Source organism: Streptomyces sp. NPDC058864 (genome assembly GCF_042742985.1).
Classification (GTDB): Bacteria; Actinomycetota; Actinomycetes; order Streptomycetales; family Streptomycetaceae; genus Actinacidiphila.
Genome location: NZ_JBHYMQ010000065.1, coordinates 36,104 through 50,453 on the forward strand (window position 1 = coordinate 36,104; position 14,350 = coordinate 50,453).

Genomic DNA, 14,350 nt, shown 5'->3' on the forward strand with positions numbered 1-14,350 from the left:
CTGCCAGTCACGGTGTGGGTTCTCCTTCCGATCCAAGGGCGGGTGCGAGTGAGGCCACGAGCCAGGCCTCGCCCGGGGTCAGGCCGGTGCCGGCGAAGACCCAGTGGGAAAGGACGAGCGTCGTCTCCTCGTGACGGTCGATGCCGAGCGCGATCAGGGCTTCGGTGCGGCGCCATTCGGCACGGGCGTTGCGCAGGGCGCCGAGGGTGGTTGAGTAGCGGCGGGACTTGGTGGAGAAGTGGCCGCGGAAACCGAGCATGTGGGCCCAGGCACGCAGCCGGAGCTCTTCGAGTTCGGGGCGTGCGCCAAGGGCCCAGGCGGTGCGGATCATGCGGCGTGCGTGTTCGGAGATCCGTAGATGCCCGAGCTCGGCCAGCAGTCTCAGCGGGCGGTCGAGGGTGCCGGTGGCGGTCTCGGCGCCTTTGGTGGCGTACTTGGCGATGTAGGCCGCGACCGCGCGCTCGGTCAGCTCTGTGCCACCGTCGAAGTCCGCGCTGCGGATGGTGCGGACGTCGAGTTGGCGGCCGAAGGCGAAGGTGTGCGCGCGGCCGTCGATCACCGGTCCGTCGACGGAGACCACAGCGGCCGCGGCGTGGATCGCGTCGGCCAGTAGCTCGGGGGTGGCCCAGGCCGGGGGCAGTGTGGAGCCGCCCTCCGGGCCGTCGAGGCGCATGACCGCGTGGAAGTGGACGGCGCCGCGCTTCTGGTACTCGGCCACCTTGGCGAAGGACAGCCGCGCGTGGTCGCGGAAGCCGCGTTGGGTCAGTCCGGCGCGCTTGGCGACCTCCCGGCGGAGGTAGATGGAGAAGCGCCGCCATAAGGCTCCCGCGTGCGCGTTCCACAGCACGGCTGCCTCGTAGTCGTAGGTGTCCGGGTCGAGCGGTGTACCGAGGACGTCGTCCTCCTGGTGGTGGAGCAGGCCGCATCGGCAGGGGCGCACTTCTCCGCGGCTGTCGGTGGGCCGGTTGTGGACAGGCCCGAAGCCAGGCGCGGTGAAGGTGGCGAACACCCGGGGGTGCGTGGCCACGTGCTCGGGGGTTCCCTTGCCGCCGCGCAGGCCTGCGGTGATCAGGTGGTAGGTGTCGCGGCGGTAGGTCTCCGCACAGGCGGTGCATCGGGTGGCCCGACGGTTCTTGCACGGCACAAGGAGTCGGCCGGCAGGGAGCGTCGTCGAGTCGATGTGGTGCAGGAGGGGTCCGATCTCGCCGGTGGCCGGGTCGACTCGATGTTCCGTTCGGTAGCCGTCGAGTCGTACCGGTCGTGCGCAGCCGCCGAGCCCGGAGAGCTGTCGGGCGAGCGCGGGGAGGGTGCCGAGGGAGGCGAGTTGCCCGAGCTCGGCTACCGGGGGTGGTGCGGGGCGGGTGATGATGTCCTCTGTCCTTTCGACTTCGGTCGTGAGGGGCTGGGCCTGCCGGGGCGGTCGGATGCTTGGCGGCGTGTTGCCGCACCGGCGGGCCGTCATCGCTCGGTGGTTGCGTTGAACAGGGAGCGCAGGACGAGGGCAGCGATGGCCACGGCCACGGCGGTGAGGGCGACAGTGGCCAGCAGGGCGGTCAGGACGACGCCGACGACGACCAAGGCCACGACGAGGCCGGCCCCGGCACTCACGTAGGGCGTGACGGCGCGGGCAGGCGCCGGGGTCACCGCGTGGGCTGCCGAGTGACGGCAGGAGCAGGCCTGCGCCTGGTCGTCCCGGACCGCCGGGGTGTCGGGCATGGCGGGGAGCTTTGGGCGGAGCATGGGTGGTTCTCCTCTCAGTCGTGAGTGCCGTTGACGATCTCGACCCCGGAGCGGGTGCCGGAGTCGATGGCGGGGGCCAGGAAGGTGTCGGCGAGGTAGAAGCCGAAGAGGGCGATCACTACGGCGACCCACATGCGGACTCCGAGGAACTTGATCGCAGCCCAGGCGATGACGCCCAGGACGGCGACGAGCGGCAGGGTAACGGTCACGGGTACCTCCTCAGCGAGCCGAGCAGCGGTGGGTGCGGGCGGCGAGCTCGGCGGCGGCGCGGCTGTCGTAGTCGGTGGAAAAGCCACAGCGCGGGACGATGCAGGCGGCGGTGTGCTTGGTGCGGCCGCGTCCGTCGAAGTAGGTGGCGACCTGCACGGGGCCGATTCGGCGGACGTTGCGGAAGCGGCGATCGGCGGGCATCAGGAGGCCTCCTGGTGGCTGGTGAAGTCGTGGACGTGCTCGGTCAGCCAGCGGCGGATCTCGGCTCCCTCGGCGTCGTCGGCGGCGAGGATGACCGGCTCGGCAACGAGCACGGCTTCGGTGAACTGGTTCTGTCGGACGAGTTCTGCGGCGCGCTTGAGGGCGCGCAGGGTGGTCGGGCGCAAAGGTGATTGCTCCAGGTCAGGCGAGTTGGGCGGCGATGGCTTCGGCGAGCGGGGCGGCGACGCCGAGCCGAGCGCGGAGTGTGGTCGCATCGATGGCGGTTCCGGTCCGGGCCCGGTGGTCGTCGGCGATCTTGCGGGCGTGCTGGACGAGGGCGGGCGGAATCTCCGCCTGCGGCCGGGCGGGAGAGTTTGCAGGGGGTGCGGGCAGTTCGGCCCGTCGTTCGGGCAGCGGCTCGGCGTCCGCGTCGTCGTGCGGTTCGTCGGCGGTGGAGGGCATCGGCGCCGTGTGGGCGAGCAGCGTGCCGCCGAGGAAGGCGACCGCCGGCCAGCCCGCGACGAGGATGCGCAGCCAGGCCGGTACGTCGGCCAGGTCGAGCAGTCCCGCGGTGGCGACATTGGCGCCCAGTGAGGCGACCAGGGCGATCAGGAACCAGCACCAGCCGGCCGCCCGGGAGCTCCCGGATCGCAACCGCCGCCAGGCCGCCACCAAGAGGAGGTCGACGGAGATGGGATAGGCCCAGGCCTTCCAGCCGTCCTGCCCGGCCGCCGCGGCGATGTCGTGCAGGTGGGCGAAGGACAGCGCGGCAGCGATGACCGCCTGAATCAGCACCGCATCGACTCGGGCCGGAAGGGCACGCATGGGCTACTCGCCCCGCAGCCGGTCGGCGTAGGCACGGGCCTCGGCAGCGATCTCCGCCTTTGCGGCGTCGCCTGGGGACTCGGCGGCGATGCGCTCCAGCAAGTCGGCCTTGCGCGACATCAACTCGGACAGGTCACCGGCACCGAACTTGCGGTAGGCGACCAGGTCGGCGACGAAGGCGGAGACCTCGGATACGGAGGGACGGGACACAGGTTCTCCTTCCGAACTCAGGGCGTGGCTGGGTAGGGACGTGGCGCGAATTGCTCGCGCCGGCGGAGGGTTGAGGATCAGCTACTCGGTCGCCGGACGATGCAGAGGGGCCGCCGCCGGGAGCTTTTGCAGTGCAGCGGTGGGCACGTCAGGGCGGAGCGGCGCGAGCGCGGGCACGTCCGGTGCGAGATCGGCCGTCTCGCGGCAGATGGCAGCCGCTTCAGCGAGCGACAGGTAGGGGGTGCGGATGCGGGACCAGCCGCCGGAGGTGTCACCGACGACGGCGAGCCCGGGGCGTTCCGCGGCGATGGCACACGCGGCCTCGACAGCCTCGGGGGCGATGTCGCCGAGCGCCATCTTCGCGGAGGCCTCATCGTTGACCCGATGGCACACGCGGCCGGTGAGCTGGGCCCGGAGCATGGTGGCGCCCTTGCCCAGTTCGGCGCCGAAGCGCTGGCCGCACACTTCCAGGTAGATGCCTGCGGCGCGGCCGAGTTGGGCGAGCCGGATGAGATGCGTGACCATCTCGTCGCGCCGTTCCTCGTCCTTGCGGGTCGCGACAAGGAACAGTTCGGCCACCTCGTCGATGAACAGCACGATCGGGGGCGGGCGCCTGTCCTCGGGGAGGCCCCAGATGTCCGAGGTGATCTCCTCGCCCGACGTGCCGGGGGCAATTCCTTGCCGGGCTTTGATCAGGTCGTAGCGGTCCTCCATCTCCCGGACGAGCGCCGGCAGGAGTTCCGCCGCCTGCGCCGGATCGGTCGCCAGAGCCGAGAGCCGAGCGGCGAAGGGCGCTAACTCCACTCCGCGCTTGCAGTCGATCCCCACGAGGACGACGGGCTGTCGGGCCAGTCCTGTGAAGAGATTCCGGAGGAACATGGACTTGCCCGACAGGGTCGCGCCGAGGACGAGTTGGTGCGGCACGACGCGGTAGTCACGGACGCAGGCGGTTGCGTCCTCCCGTAGTGCCACCGGGATCTTGAGGAGGTCGGCGCCCGTCTTCCGGGGCATCCGCACTTTCCGCAGCACGTCGTAGCCGACCAGCCGCAGTTCGACGACGCCAGGCTTGATGTCCCGGACGTGGACCGCATGGACGCCCCAGGCGTGGCGCAGTCGCTCGGTGGAGGCGGCCACGTCTGCCGGCTCCTGTCCCGGGGCCAGGCGAAGCCGCATGCGGAAGCCTGTCGATGTCGGCCGAACCAGCCCGCGGCGCGGCGGCACAGGACGGACCTCTCGACGAGTGGTCGCCCTGATGGCCAGAGCCCGCCAGCGGGACGGCTCGACCGTCAGGCCGCATGCCTCCATGGTGGAGGAATACGAGGCCAGCAGCCGGGCCACCGATAACGGCAGCCCGACCGTGGACCAGTACGCCGCCGGATGCGCGTGCCGGGCGTAGGCCGCGCCAACTACCGCAGCGAGCGGCCCACCCACCTCCACGAGCGTCAGCAGGTCGGACACTGGTGTCAGGCCTCCTGTCCGGCCATCACGAACACGCCGGGCGCCACGGCGAGAGCCCGGTAGGCGATGCCATGGCGGCTCTGCCCGTTGAAGACGCTCTCCCACGGACGGGCCACCAGGCCGGGCAGCGCAACCGGCGAGCCCACAGCCAGCCCCTCGGTCACCCCGCTCTCCGGCACGGTGACCTGGATCAGCGAGGACTCCCCCTCGTCGATGTAAACGACGCCCACGGTCATCAGGACCTCGCCGCTTACGGCGTCCTTTGCGATCTCGCCGGTCTGCCGGTCCCGGACTTTGGGCGAAGGTGCCTCGGTCAGCAGGATCGTCGCCGCCGAGGTCTCGACACGGATCACACGCACAACAGATCTCCCTTGTCGGGTCACATCAACCCACCACCTGACAGGTTGACTTAGCAAGTTCGAAACTAGGGACGCCAGGTTGACCTGTCAAGTGGAGTTGTAGGGCCGCAAGACCTCAACCGACGCCTAGTCGCAGGTCAGTTGACCCGATAGGTGTCTTCAAGTTCCTGCCGGTCGGCGGGAAGCAGAACATCGACGATCTGCAACGCCCTCCCGGAGGCATCACGCGCCACCACCAGGACGCCAAGTACGGGGTCCCCCGCGGTCAGCCTCAGCAGGCCCGCATCCTCGCCGCCCGCAAGACGCGCCGAGACGCGCTCGGTGACGTGATCGAAGCGCACCTTTTTGCGCGCTTCGAGATGCGCTCGCGGGCTCTCAGCCAGAAGTTCGGAGCTGCCGAGCTCAGTCCCCTCGACCAGGCCGGCCGGGAAGTAGGAAGAAGCAAGCTCCACGGGCTCACCGTCCTCCTCGACCAGAAGGCGGCGCACGAGCGCTTTGGCTCCCTGCGGCAGGCCGAGCAAGGACGCCACTCGGCGCGGTACCTGGACTTCCCCCACCTCGACGAGGCGCCCCGGAATCCGCGACTCGTCCCGCTCCAAGGCTTCACGGCCTCGGCGGTCACGCTGCTCGACGACCTCCGGACGGCCACGCACGATCGTCCCGAAACCCTGCCGGGACTCCAGCCAGCCGTCCCGCTTGAGCAGTTCGAGGGCCCGAACAACAGTCGGCCGCGACATCCCGAATGCTTGCACGAGCTGGTTCTCGCTCGGCACCAGCGATCCCGGCGGGTAGGTGCCGTCCTCGATCCGACCTTGGATCGTCTGCGCGAGCCGCACGTACTTTGGTGCAGCCACTTCGTACGCCACGGGCGCCGCCTAGTCGGGATCGGTCAAGTTAACTGGTCAACCAGCGTACCCAGCTGGCTGACACGCACGCTAGCTGGCTGACGAGCCGGACCGCAGCCCACTCACGACGGCCAGGCGTCGGCCATCTCGAACGACACGACCGTCCCGCCGAAGCGGCTCGGGCTGGCACGCCAGGAGTCCGACAAGGCATCGACCAGACCCAGCCCACGCCCATGGGCTTCATTGGCCGCCGGGTACCGCAGCCGGACGCTCGCCGGGAAGCCCGGGTTGTGCACGTCAACCCGCAGGGACTTCCCGTCCCGTCGCCACTCCACCCGCACGAGCCATTCCTCCTCGGCCCGCCCGTAGAGGATCGCATTCGTCACCAACTCCGAGATCATCAACACACAGTCGTCGACCGAACAGGCCACTTCATGCTTGGTGATGAAGTGCCTGAACCAGCGACGAGCCCGGCGCACCGACTCAGGCAGCGGGTACAGCGTCATCGAGCCGAGCACTTCGCCGTCGTCAGCGCCGTGGTCACGACGCCCCTTGCTGATGCCATCCATCCGCGGTTACTCCTTGCCGGTCCCATCGCAGTCAAGGCAGCGCCGCTTGGAGACGGCGCGGGGGCGCCCGTTGGCGACGGATAACGCCAACGAGGTCCGGGAGCTGATCAACTTCCAGCCCCGACCGCGGCACCCCCGGCAGGCAGACCTCCGGTTCCCTAACGGCCTTTCACCGCACACACCGCGCCCCTTCCTTCGAAGTGGCATTAGCCACTTCGTGGATAGTGGCATTAGCCATTTGGGTCAGGCAAGGGGTTCGGGGTACTTGCCCCGAAGCGATCAGGTCAGTGGGTAACCCTGCTCGAACGCCCAACGGTTGGGCGGGTAGGTGGCCTCAGCGAACTCCAACGGCCGGTCCTGCAGGTCATAGACCACGTGGTGCACGATAAGGACAGCCGATCCAGCCTCCAGGCCGAGGTCCGCCGTCTCCTCCTCCGTCGCGGTGCGGGCACTCATGCGGTCCTCCGCATAGCTCCCCTGGCGCCCCGTCATCTGCTCCACGTACAGAAGCGTGCCCTCCTGGATACGCTCGGGGTCCATGAGCCTGGGGGCCCGCTGAGCCACGTCCGGCGCGAACCACGACGTCGACAGGGTGATAGGCCCAGTCTGGTTGCTGGTCACCCGCCGGCGATGCACAGCCCGACGCTCCTTCGCCAAGCCCAGAGCATCAGCAACGTAATCCGGCGCATCAAGCCATCCCGCAGACGTGATCACCGCATACTCGCCAGCCGTATAGATCTTTCCAGTCTGCCGTGCCCGACCGTAGAGCTCCCGGGCCCGCCGGTTGACCTCCACGCCGCGCACGTACGTCCCCGACCCCTGCCTCTTCTCCACAAGGCCCTGATTGCTCAGCGCCTCCAGCGAGCGGGCAGCTGTCGGCCTCGACACGTTCCAGTCCGTCGCCAACTGCCGTTCCGAAGGGACCTCGTCCCCCGGCCTGAGGTCACCGCGCAAGATCTGATCGCGGATGTGGTGCGCGATCTGGAGGTACTTCGGCTGAGCCTCCTCGATCTGCGGCATCACAGCCTCCCATCCCCTTCAAGTGGCTATTACCTCTGGCCACTATAGGGTGAGTGGCCAATACCTGAACCCGTACGCTGGCCACGTGACGCGGTTGATCGTGGCAGCCGGAGGAGGGGGCGACGCTGTCGCCGCCGCAATGTTGGACGCCGCCCTGTACGGCGCCGAGGACCCGGCGGTGATCCTTACCTACGCCTGGGACCGCCTGATCGTCGACCCGTTGCCGGGGCCCCGCAGTCCGGCCGACTTCAACGGCCTGCGCCAGCTGACGCCAAACGTGTACGCCGTCCCCGCAGATGCCGAGCCTGTCGCTCCCGCCGGCTCCACACTCCCCCGCTTGGCCGCCGAACTGCCGCACACCCTGGCACTAATCGACCCTCGCCGCAGCGCCGTTGGCCTGGCCCAGCAACTCGAAGAACTCATAGCCGAGCTCTCCCCCGAGTCCGTCAACCTCTTGGACGTGGGCGGCGACATCCTCGCTCGCGGCGACGAGCCCACTCTCAAGAGCCCTCTTGCGGACGCCCTCACTCTCGCTGCCTGCGCACAGCTCAAGACCCCTGTGCGCCTCCTGATCGCTGGACCCGGCCTAGACGGAGAACTTCCGGCCGGGGACCTCATCGAAGCTCTCGGGTCGATCGCCCACACCCTCACAGCAGAGGACGTGGAGCCCATCTCGTCCATTCTGGAATGGCACCCCTCCGAAGCCACCGCGATGCTCGGCGCCGCGGCGCGAGGGGTGCGCGGCCTGTGCGAAATCCGGGACGCCGGCCGCCCGGTCCCGCTGACGGACGCAGGCCCGACTGTCCACGAGGCTGACCTCGACAACGCGCTGCATCGCAACATGCTGTCCCGTGCCCTCGTATCAACGAGCAGTCTCGAAGAGGCCGAGCAGCACAGTCGTGAGATCTGTGGTTTCTCCGAGATCGATTACGAGCGGAACAAGGCCCTGTGGCTCGCCGAGCAGCGTGCCGTGCCCTTGGACCCCAACAACATCCTCGGCGAGCTCAGCCGCTTTGAAGCAGAGGCCCGTAGCCGCGGGATCACCCACACGACGTTCCGCAGGTTGACGGAATCCCTCGGTCTCCCCGGATCGCAGCGTCAAGAGCTCCGCGCACTCCTCATCCAGACACACCCAGACCAGTACGCAGCGCCCCTGTGGCAGATCTCGTGACGGGCGAAGAGTCTTTCCCCTCGGTTGACTTGCCCACGCCCGAGAGCGTCTTGGTGGACACCGATTGGGCCTCCCTGTGGCACGCCTACGGGCCGGCCGCAGATGTACCCGCTCAGCTGCCCGCGCTGTTCAGCGACGATCGAAACGCCAGAGAAGCGGCGCTGCAGTTCCTGTTCGGCACCGTGCACCACCAGGGCACTCTCTACGAGGCAACCGTGCCGGCAGCACTGTACGTGGCATCCATCCTGCGAGACCCACGCACGAACCTCGCTACCGATCAGCGGATCCCATTGCGTGCCGAGCTGCTTGCGTGGATTGCCTCAGTAGGACGAACAGCTTCGGACGACCTAGAAGACTCACGCCGAGAGAACGGATTCCCGCTCGACGACTACCCGCAGGCAGTCGGCATCCGCAAGAAGCGACCGCTCTTGTTCACAACCGCTTTCGACTTCACAGTGGACCCCGACCGCCGCATTCGCGAGGCAGCCATCGTCGCGTGCATCCCGTTGGTGGACGATCCCCAGCTGCAGCACCACCGAACCGCCTTGGTCCCCCTGGTTCGGCAGGTCCTCGGCACCAGCGAACTCTGGCAATACCGCGAACGAGCCATCGACGCCCTCGACGCATGGGGCGAAGACTCCTCAGGGCTCGAAGGTCAGCAGAACCCCTTCGAATTCTGCGACAGCGACCTGCCACTCGGCACGTCAGTGTGGACTGCGGGCCCTTGGTCCAGCACAAGCGATGCAGACCGTCCGCCGTTTTGACGGGGCCCCGCTGACCATGATCAGGGACGCCATCACTCGCTGAGTTACAACCTTCTCCACGGGTTCAAGGCGCTCCCGCCGCGCAGAGCGCGGCGGCGCGCGGCCCGGCGCCCCGGGCCGACGCTCCAGTCTTCGCCCCGCTCTGGCCCGGCCGCCGGCCGCCCGCCAACGGCGAGGGGTTGTCGAAGTGAAACCCTCTGTGGCTGGGGCGGTCGGCTCCGCGGCTTTACGCAGCCACCATGGGGCGAGCCTCGAAGATCGGGGCCCACATCGGGCCTTAGCGGGCAGGTCCACAGACCGCCCGAGTCGCCGCAAGCTTACGGGCCCCGATCTCTCGCCCCATGGCAGCTCCAGCCCAAAGCCGCTCCCACCGACCTCCGATACAAGGCTGAGTACTCAAATCTCATCCGCTCGGCCGAGTGTGACGGCAGCGTGCCGAGGTCTGACGCGCGCACGCCTTGATCCCGAAGACGGCTGAGTCGATTGCGCCTTGCTGTTGACTCAACCGGTATAGCATCGCGTGCACCACTCGATCTGACACCGGACCCTTACAACCCATCTCACCAATCGAGGGATCGTGGCAGCAAAAGAAGTCAAAAGGCGCTTCACCAATAAGCCCCCAGACCTAGTGTTTCGGGTCGGCGGCTATAAATCACTACGGGAGACCATCTCGATCCCGATTAAGCCATTGACGCTGATCGGGGGCGCCAACAGTTCAGGAAAGTCTAGCTTCATGCAGGCGATTCTACTGCTGAAGCAAACCATCGAAGCTCAATTCGACCCCGGCCCCCTACTGCTGGATGGCCCGAACGTCGCGATCACCTCCACCACTCAAATGTTCTCCAGGGGGAAATCGCGGCAAGACACTGCAAAAAGCATGCTGATCGGGATGTCGACCCGGCGAACCAGCGTAGACCTAACCTTCACCAAGGGAGGGAAGGGTTTGAAGCTGGAAACCATGGAGATCGAGCAATCCGGTAAGCGCATAAAGCTTGACGAGAACACGCAGGGAGGGAAAGACTTTATCGAGCAACTACCCGCATTCAGGAAGGACCTCAGGTCCATCCTTGAATCCCGAGAAGAGGTTTCCTTCTTCGTTCGAAGGAATCGCAGCTTCTACGATGTCGTAATCAAGATGCAAGATTTCTCCGGAACTGCCGGGATTCCTTACGATCCGGTGAACACTTTCCGAAGGATCGCGCTGGAGACCATTCATGTCCCAGGTCTTCGAGGCAACCCCGAGAGGGTCTACCCGAGCTCTGCCGTGGGTACCGCATTCCCAGGGAAGTTCGAGAAATATGTTGCCAGTCTGATCAATGACTGGCAAACATCCAAGGCAGAAAAGTCTCAACGCTTGAAGTCTCTAAACCAGGATCTCGAAGCACTTGGTTTGACATGGAAGGTGATGGCACGACCTGTAAACGATACAAGCGTCGAACTACTGGTTGGACGTATGCCACATGCGCAGCAAGGTGGGGCACTGGATGTCGTGAACATCGCTGACGTGGGCTTCGGCGTCTCACAGACTCTACCTGTGCTCGTGGCCCTTTCGGTCGCACGCCCAGGTCAAATTGTCTATCTCGAACAGCCCGAGATTCACCTGCACCCAAAGGCTCAGACCGCATTGGCTAAGATTCTCGTCAGGCACGCAGTCCGCGGTGTGCTAGTCGTCGCCGAAACACACAGCTCCCTCCTGATTAAGGCGGTCCAAACATCCTTGGCGCGCAGTGAAATCAAGCCCTCAGATGCAGCTTTGCACTGGTTCGGAAGGTCCCCGGATAGCGGCGTCACAACGGTTAAGACAGCAGATCTTGACGAGCTGGGACGCTTCGGAGATTGGCCAATCGACTTTGACGACATCGCACTCGAAGCGGAGATGGAATATCTGAACGCGGTCGAAGAGCGCATCGAAGCCGACGACGAGCACGAATAAAAGCGGGGGGAACGTGAACGACAGCGTGGTAGTAGATGCTTGTGTAGGCAAAGAAGCAAGCCAAACGAACCTGCCGCGATCTCGAAATTCAAGAAACACCCTAAACGAGATCCTGAAGCAGAAAATACACGTAAAGTTCACCCCCGAAGTGGAGCGCGAGTGGAACAAGCACGCCTCCAACTTCTCCGTCAAATGGCGATACCAAATGGTAACTAGGCGGCTGATACGAAAAGGCAAGGATAAGCCGAGCAATCTACTCCGTAAGAAGATCGCAGAAATTCTCCCCGACCCTCACGACGTAGCGGCACTACTGAAAGATGTGCACCTTTTGGAAATCGCATTGAATGACGGATCGGGAGTCATATCCAGCGATGACCGATCCGGGCGCCTTGCGAAACTTGTGGCAGACTCGTATGCACCTCTGGAACGAGTTCAATGGATAAGCCCCCATAAACCAGAGGACGCTTGCCTGAAATGGATCACAGGAAAGCTAGCTGATGCAGATGTTGGAAGGCTCAGGAGTCATGATTGCGACTAATCAAACGCCCGCTCTGTAGGCCGCTGGCATCTCCCGCTGCAACAAGGCTACGGACGGTCACAGGGGGAAGGAGCCAAGGGGCGGCTGTTGAGCCAGCTCTCGCCGGGCCGTACGGGACCTCGGCCCGGACCTACAGGACAACTATCGGTTGTTCAAACACCGCAGCCGCCTGCCGCCTCGTGGCCTCACGTTTGTTCGGCCCGCATCTCCCCGGCTGAGACCGGGCAAGCGGAACTGTCATCGACGTGGGCCCACGGCGCCGGCGCACCCGCTTCCAGGGCATGCGGTCTTGTGCCAGCCTGACTTGGCATCTACGGTCGAACGCAAGTAGTGCTACGCACCTTGGGGGAAGCGTGCATCTTGACTTCGGTGCCTTAGTGCGCGAACTGGGGACTCCGGCCAAGCTCATTGTCCGCTCAACACCGGAATTGGCGGAAGAGGTCGAGAAAGAAGCTCGAGATCGCGTTGGACCAAAACGCGGCGCTTCCAATCTTTACCGGAAGCCGGTGTACGCAATTCCAGCCGACTTATTCATGGGGATTGAATCCAGCCCAGCGGAAGTATTGCGCGAATTAGGGCTGGCCACAACGTTTGTCACCGCTTCACCTTTCGCCGACATAGCACGTCACTGGGCGCACGTACGCTACTGCGCCACTCTAAAGAGCAATCAAAAGCAAGTTCTTTCCCTGACTCAGGCGGGCTCCGATATAGTCCACCATCACAAGGTGGCGCAGTCAGAGCAACTGGGTGTTGGCTTGGCTCTTGTGGTGGCCAAAAGGATTCTTGAGCGAAAATATCCCGGATGGATATTTTCGAGCGTTGACGTGGACGTCGCGCTTGCAGCTGGCTTCCTTGATGGGGTCGGCCTCGTCCGACAGAAAAATAAAACAACGATGCGACCTGATTATTTCTTGGTCGGCCGTCGTGCCGGAACTTCGCGTTCAGGGTGCAAGGTGTACGTATTGGAGTGTAAAGGAACCCACGGTAATGCCTATCACTCCAGGAAGCAGTTAGCCACAGCTTCTCTTCAAGTAGGCTCCATTGAAGTGGGGGCCAGAACCCTTCCCAGCCTGATCATTGCCTCTCGCTTGTCGACTGCAGGCGTCTCTATTGACGTGCTCGACCCGCCCGGGGACGAGGATCTATGGGAGGGGCAACCTGAAGAACTCGATGCGCTACTGTCCGAGGATCCTGGCCCTCAGCAGTGGGCGTCAGGCAAACCCACCTTCGAGCAATTTCATGCCCGACAGCGAGAGCTTCTCGGCGCTGAAACATTTGAGGCCAGCGACGTAGATTTGCGGTCCGCGCGCACGGCGTACGAGGCAAGCGTGCAAGAACTCCCTGTTATCTTTCAGGTGCCCGAGGATGGCAAGAGGTGGCTATTTCGCATCTTAGCGAGAAACGCGGCTCACTCCGTCCTGCGCTTCGCGGGCGACAATACATCTGCATCCCAATTCACCTCACCGAGGACCGCAGACTTTCAGCGCCTACCCTTGGACGATCCAGCACCGGAGTGGCAGAGCTTCACTGTCAGCTCCGAATCCAGGATTGATTCACACCGGTTCGTTGGCGTCAAGTACTCCATGCCACTCCCCGATGGCGCTTCGCTTGAAATCTTCCGAGGGGTAGAAAAGGGGATGTATGAAAATCTTCGTGAGGGAAGAATTAGCGCCTACCTGCGGAGAGCTCACCGACTTCGCGACGCATGGGCGCCGGCCACCAGCGGAGCGACTACGAGCGACCCATATCAGGCTGTCTCGGTCGGTAATGACGGTACCGGGCTGCGAATCCGTGTGGTCTAACGGACTTGCCCTTCCGGTCTGATGTTGCATCAAACGCCTGCTGTGGCTAAGAGACTGAACCCCCAATGTGCGACGGAATACGACCATTCCGGCCTAACAAGGGATGCCCGCATCTTCTGAACGCCTGCTTCGCTGCCGCGGTTGACATCACCGGATGACATCAACGCCAGTGCAATACTGCGGAGCGGGGCGACCAAAGACCGACGACTGGCCGCCCGTGCAGGCGTCTTCTGCCAGTCTGTAATGAGCCTGGCCCGAACTTACAAGGCGGTGGTCCTGCGTGTGGGAGCTCATGGTTCCCGCGCAGGCGGTCGCGTACGGGCCGCCGGGCGGTGTCGGGTCGTTATGGTCGTTATGTAGGGCGGAGTCCGGCATCACACGGCTCAGCCCCTTCAGCTACCGATCAGGCGGGGATCCAGTCGGGCCACCACGGCGGGATGTTGCTGGGGGGACAGCGCCCGGAATCGCTGAAAGAACCGCCGAGGGTCCCCTCTGTCTTGAAGTACCACCAAGCCATGAAGGTCAGCGTCGTCACGACGAGCACCATCGACACACACACCCGTAGTCCGGTAGGCGCACGGAGGGTCAGCAACCAGGCGACACCGTGCAGGGTCACGTCCGTTGGAGTGGTGTATCGACGGCCACTCGGTGATCTCTTCTTTGAGGCTATGCGGTGAGTTCGGTGGGCAGGACGGTGCCGTGGGT

16 protein-coding genes are annotated in these 14,350 nt (G+C 65.1%); 4 read left to right on the forward strand and 12 right to left on the reverse strand.

Annotated elements, in window-relative coordinates:
• Window positions 1-7 precede the first annotated feature (7 nt).
• The 12 genes from ACFW3D_RS33525 to ACFW3D_RS33580 all read right to left on the reverse strand — a co-directional run bounded on the left by ACFW3D_RS33525 (window position 8) and on the right by ACFW3D_RS33580 (window position 7,437).
• Window positions 8-1,462, reverse strand: a complete 1,455-nt coding sequence (locus ACFW3D_RS33525) for a replication initiator (protein WP_500510761.1) — start codon at window positions 1,460-1,462, stop codon at window positions 8-10.
• Window positions 1,459-1,740, reverse strand: a complete 282-nt coding sequence (locus ACFW3D_RS33530) for a hypothetical protein (protein ID WP_396346173.1) — start codon at window positions 1,738-1,740, stop codon at window positions 1,459-1,461. Before ACFW3D_RS33530 ends, ACFW3D_RS33525 begins: the two co-directional genes overlap by 4 nt.
• 14 nt (window positions 1,741-1,754) lie before the next feature.
• Window positions 1,755-1,949 carry a hypothetical protein gene (locus ACFW3D_RS33535; protein WP_018563555.1) on the reverse strand — a complete coding sequence of 65 codons (195 nt, stop codon included), beginning with the start codon at window positions 1,947-1,949 and terminating at the stop codon, window positions 1,755-1,757.
• Window positions 1,950-1,959: 10 nt separating this feature from the next.
• A complete protein-coding gene (locus ACFW3D_RS33540) occupies window positions 1,960-2,151 on the reverse strand; it encodes a mobile element transfer protein (protein ID WP_396346172.1) in 192 nt (63 codons plus the stop codon).
• On the reverse strand, window positions 2,151-2,336 hold the full coding sequence (locus ACFW3D_RS33545; protein ID WP_396346171.1) for a hypothetical protein: 186 nt from the start codon (window positions 2,334-2,336) through the stop codon (window positions 2,151-2,153). The genes ACFW3D_RS33540 and ACFW3D_RS33545 overlap by 1 nt, the downstream gene beginning before the upstream one ends.
• A 16-nt stretch (window positions 2,337-2,352) precedes the next feature.
• Window positions 2,353-2,976 carry a DUF2637 domain-containing protein gene (locus tag ACFW3D_RS33550; protein ID WP_500510764.1) on the reverse strand — a complete coding sequence of 208 codons (624 nt, stop codon included), beginning with the start codon at window positions 2,974-2,976 and terminating at the stop codon, window positions 2,353-2,355.
• Window positions 2,977-2,979: 3 nt separating this feature from the next.
• On the reverse strand, window positions 2,980-3,186 hold the full coding sequence (locus tag ACFW3D_RS33555) for a hypothetical protein (protein ID WP_396346169.1): 207 nt from the start codon (window positions 3,184-3,186) through the stop codon (window positions 2,980-2,982).
• A gap of 81 nt (window positions 3,187-3,267) precedes the next feature.
• Window positions 3,268-4,644, reverse strand: coding sequence for an FtsK/SpoIIIE domain-containing protein (locus ACFW3D_RS33560; RefSeq protein WP_500510767.1), 1,377 nt, complete (start codon window positions 4,642-4,644; stop codon window positions 3,268-3,270).
• A 5-nt stretch (window positions 4,645-4,649) separates the two neighbouring features.
• Window positions 4,650-5,003: an SCO3933 family regulatory protein gene (locus ACFW3D_RS33565; protein WP_396346167.1), complete on the reverse strand. Its 354-nt coding sequence runs from the start codon at window positions 5,001-5,003 to the stop codon at window positions 4,650-4,652.
• A 137-nt stretch (window positions 5,004-5,140) separates the two neighbouring features.
• On the reverse strand, window positions 5,141-5,869 hold the full coding sequence (locus ACFW3D_RS33570; RefSeq protein ID WP_396346166.1) for a GntR family transcriptional regulator: 729 nt from the start codon (window positions 5,867-5,869) through the stop codon (window positions 5,141-5,143).
• Window positions 5,870-5,970: 101 nt separating this feature from the next.
• The gene (locus ACFW3D_RS33575; RefSeq protein WP_500510771.1) at window positions 5,971-6,417 is read right to left on the reverse strand and encodes an ATP-binding protein; all 447 of its coding nucleotides are present in this window, start codon (window positions 6,415-6,417) and stop codon (window positions 5,971-5,973) included.
• Between the two features lie 279 nt (window positions 6,418-6,696).
• Window positions 6,697-7,437, reverse strand: coding sequence for a GntR family transcriptional regulator (locus tag ACFW3D_RS33580; protein WP_396346164.1), 741 nt, complete (start codon window positions 7,435-7,437; stop codon window positions 6,697-6,699).
• 85 nt (window positions 7,438-7,522) lie between these two features.
• On the opposite strand from ACFW3D_RS33580, the gene ACFW3D_RS33585 reads away from it, so the two are divergent.
• The 4 genes from ACFW3D_RS33585 to ACFW3D_RS33600 all read left to right on the forward strand — a co-directional run bounded on the left by ACFW3D_RS33585 (window position 7,523) and on the right by ACFW3D_RS33600 (window position 13,645).
• Window positions 7,523-8,608 (forward strand): DUF1152 domain-containing protein, encoded by a 1,086-nt coding sequence (locus tag ACFW3D_RS33585; protein WP_500510774.1) that lies wholly within the window; start codon window positions 7,523-7,525, stop codon window positions 8,606-8,608.
• Entirely contained in the window at window positions 8,593-9,372 is a 780-nt protein-coding gene (locus ACFW3D_RS33590) for a hypothetical protein (RefSeq protein ID WP_500510776.1), read from the forward strand. Before ACFW3D_RS33585 ends, ACFW3D_RS33590 begins: the two co-directional genes overlap by 16 nt.
• A 577-nt stretch (window positions 9,373-9,949) precedes the next feature.
• Window positions 9,950-11,305 carry an AAA family ATPase gene (locus ACFW3D_RS33595; RefSeq protein WP_500510778.1) on the forward strand — a complete coding sequence of 452 codons (1,356 nt, stop codon included), beginning with the start codon at window positions 9,950-9,952 and terminating at the stop codon, window positions 11,303-11,305.
• A gap of 891 nt (window positions 11,306-12,196) precedes the next feature.
• Window positions 12,197-13,645 (forward strand): hypothetical protein, encoded by a 1,449-nt coding sequence (locus ACFW3D_RS33600; protein ID WP_500510781.1) that lies wholly within the window; start codon window positions 12,197-12,199, stop codon window positions 13,643-13,645.
• Window positions 13,646-14,350: the final 705 nt, after the last annotated feature.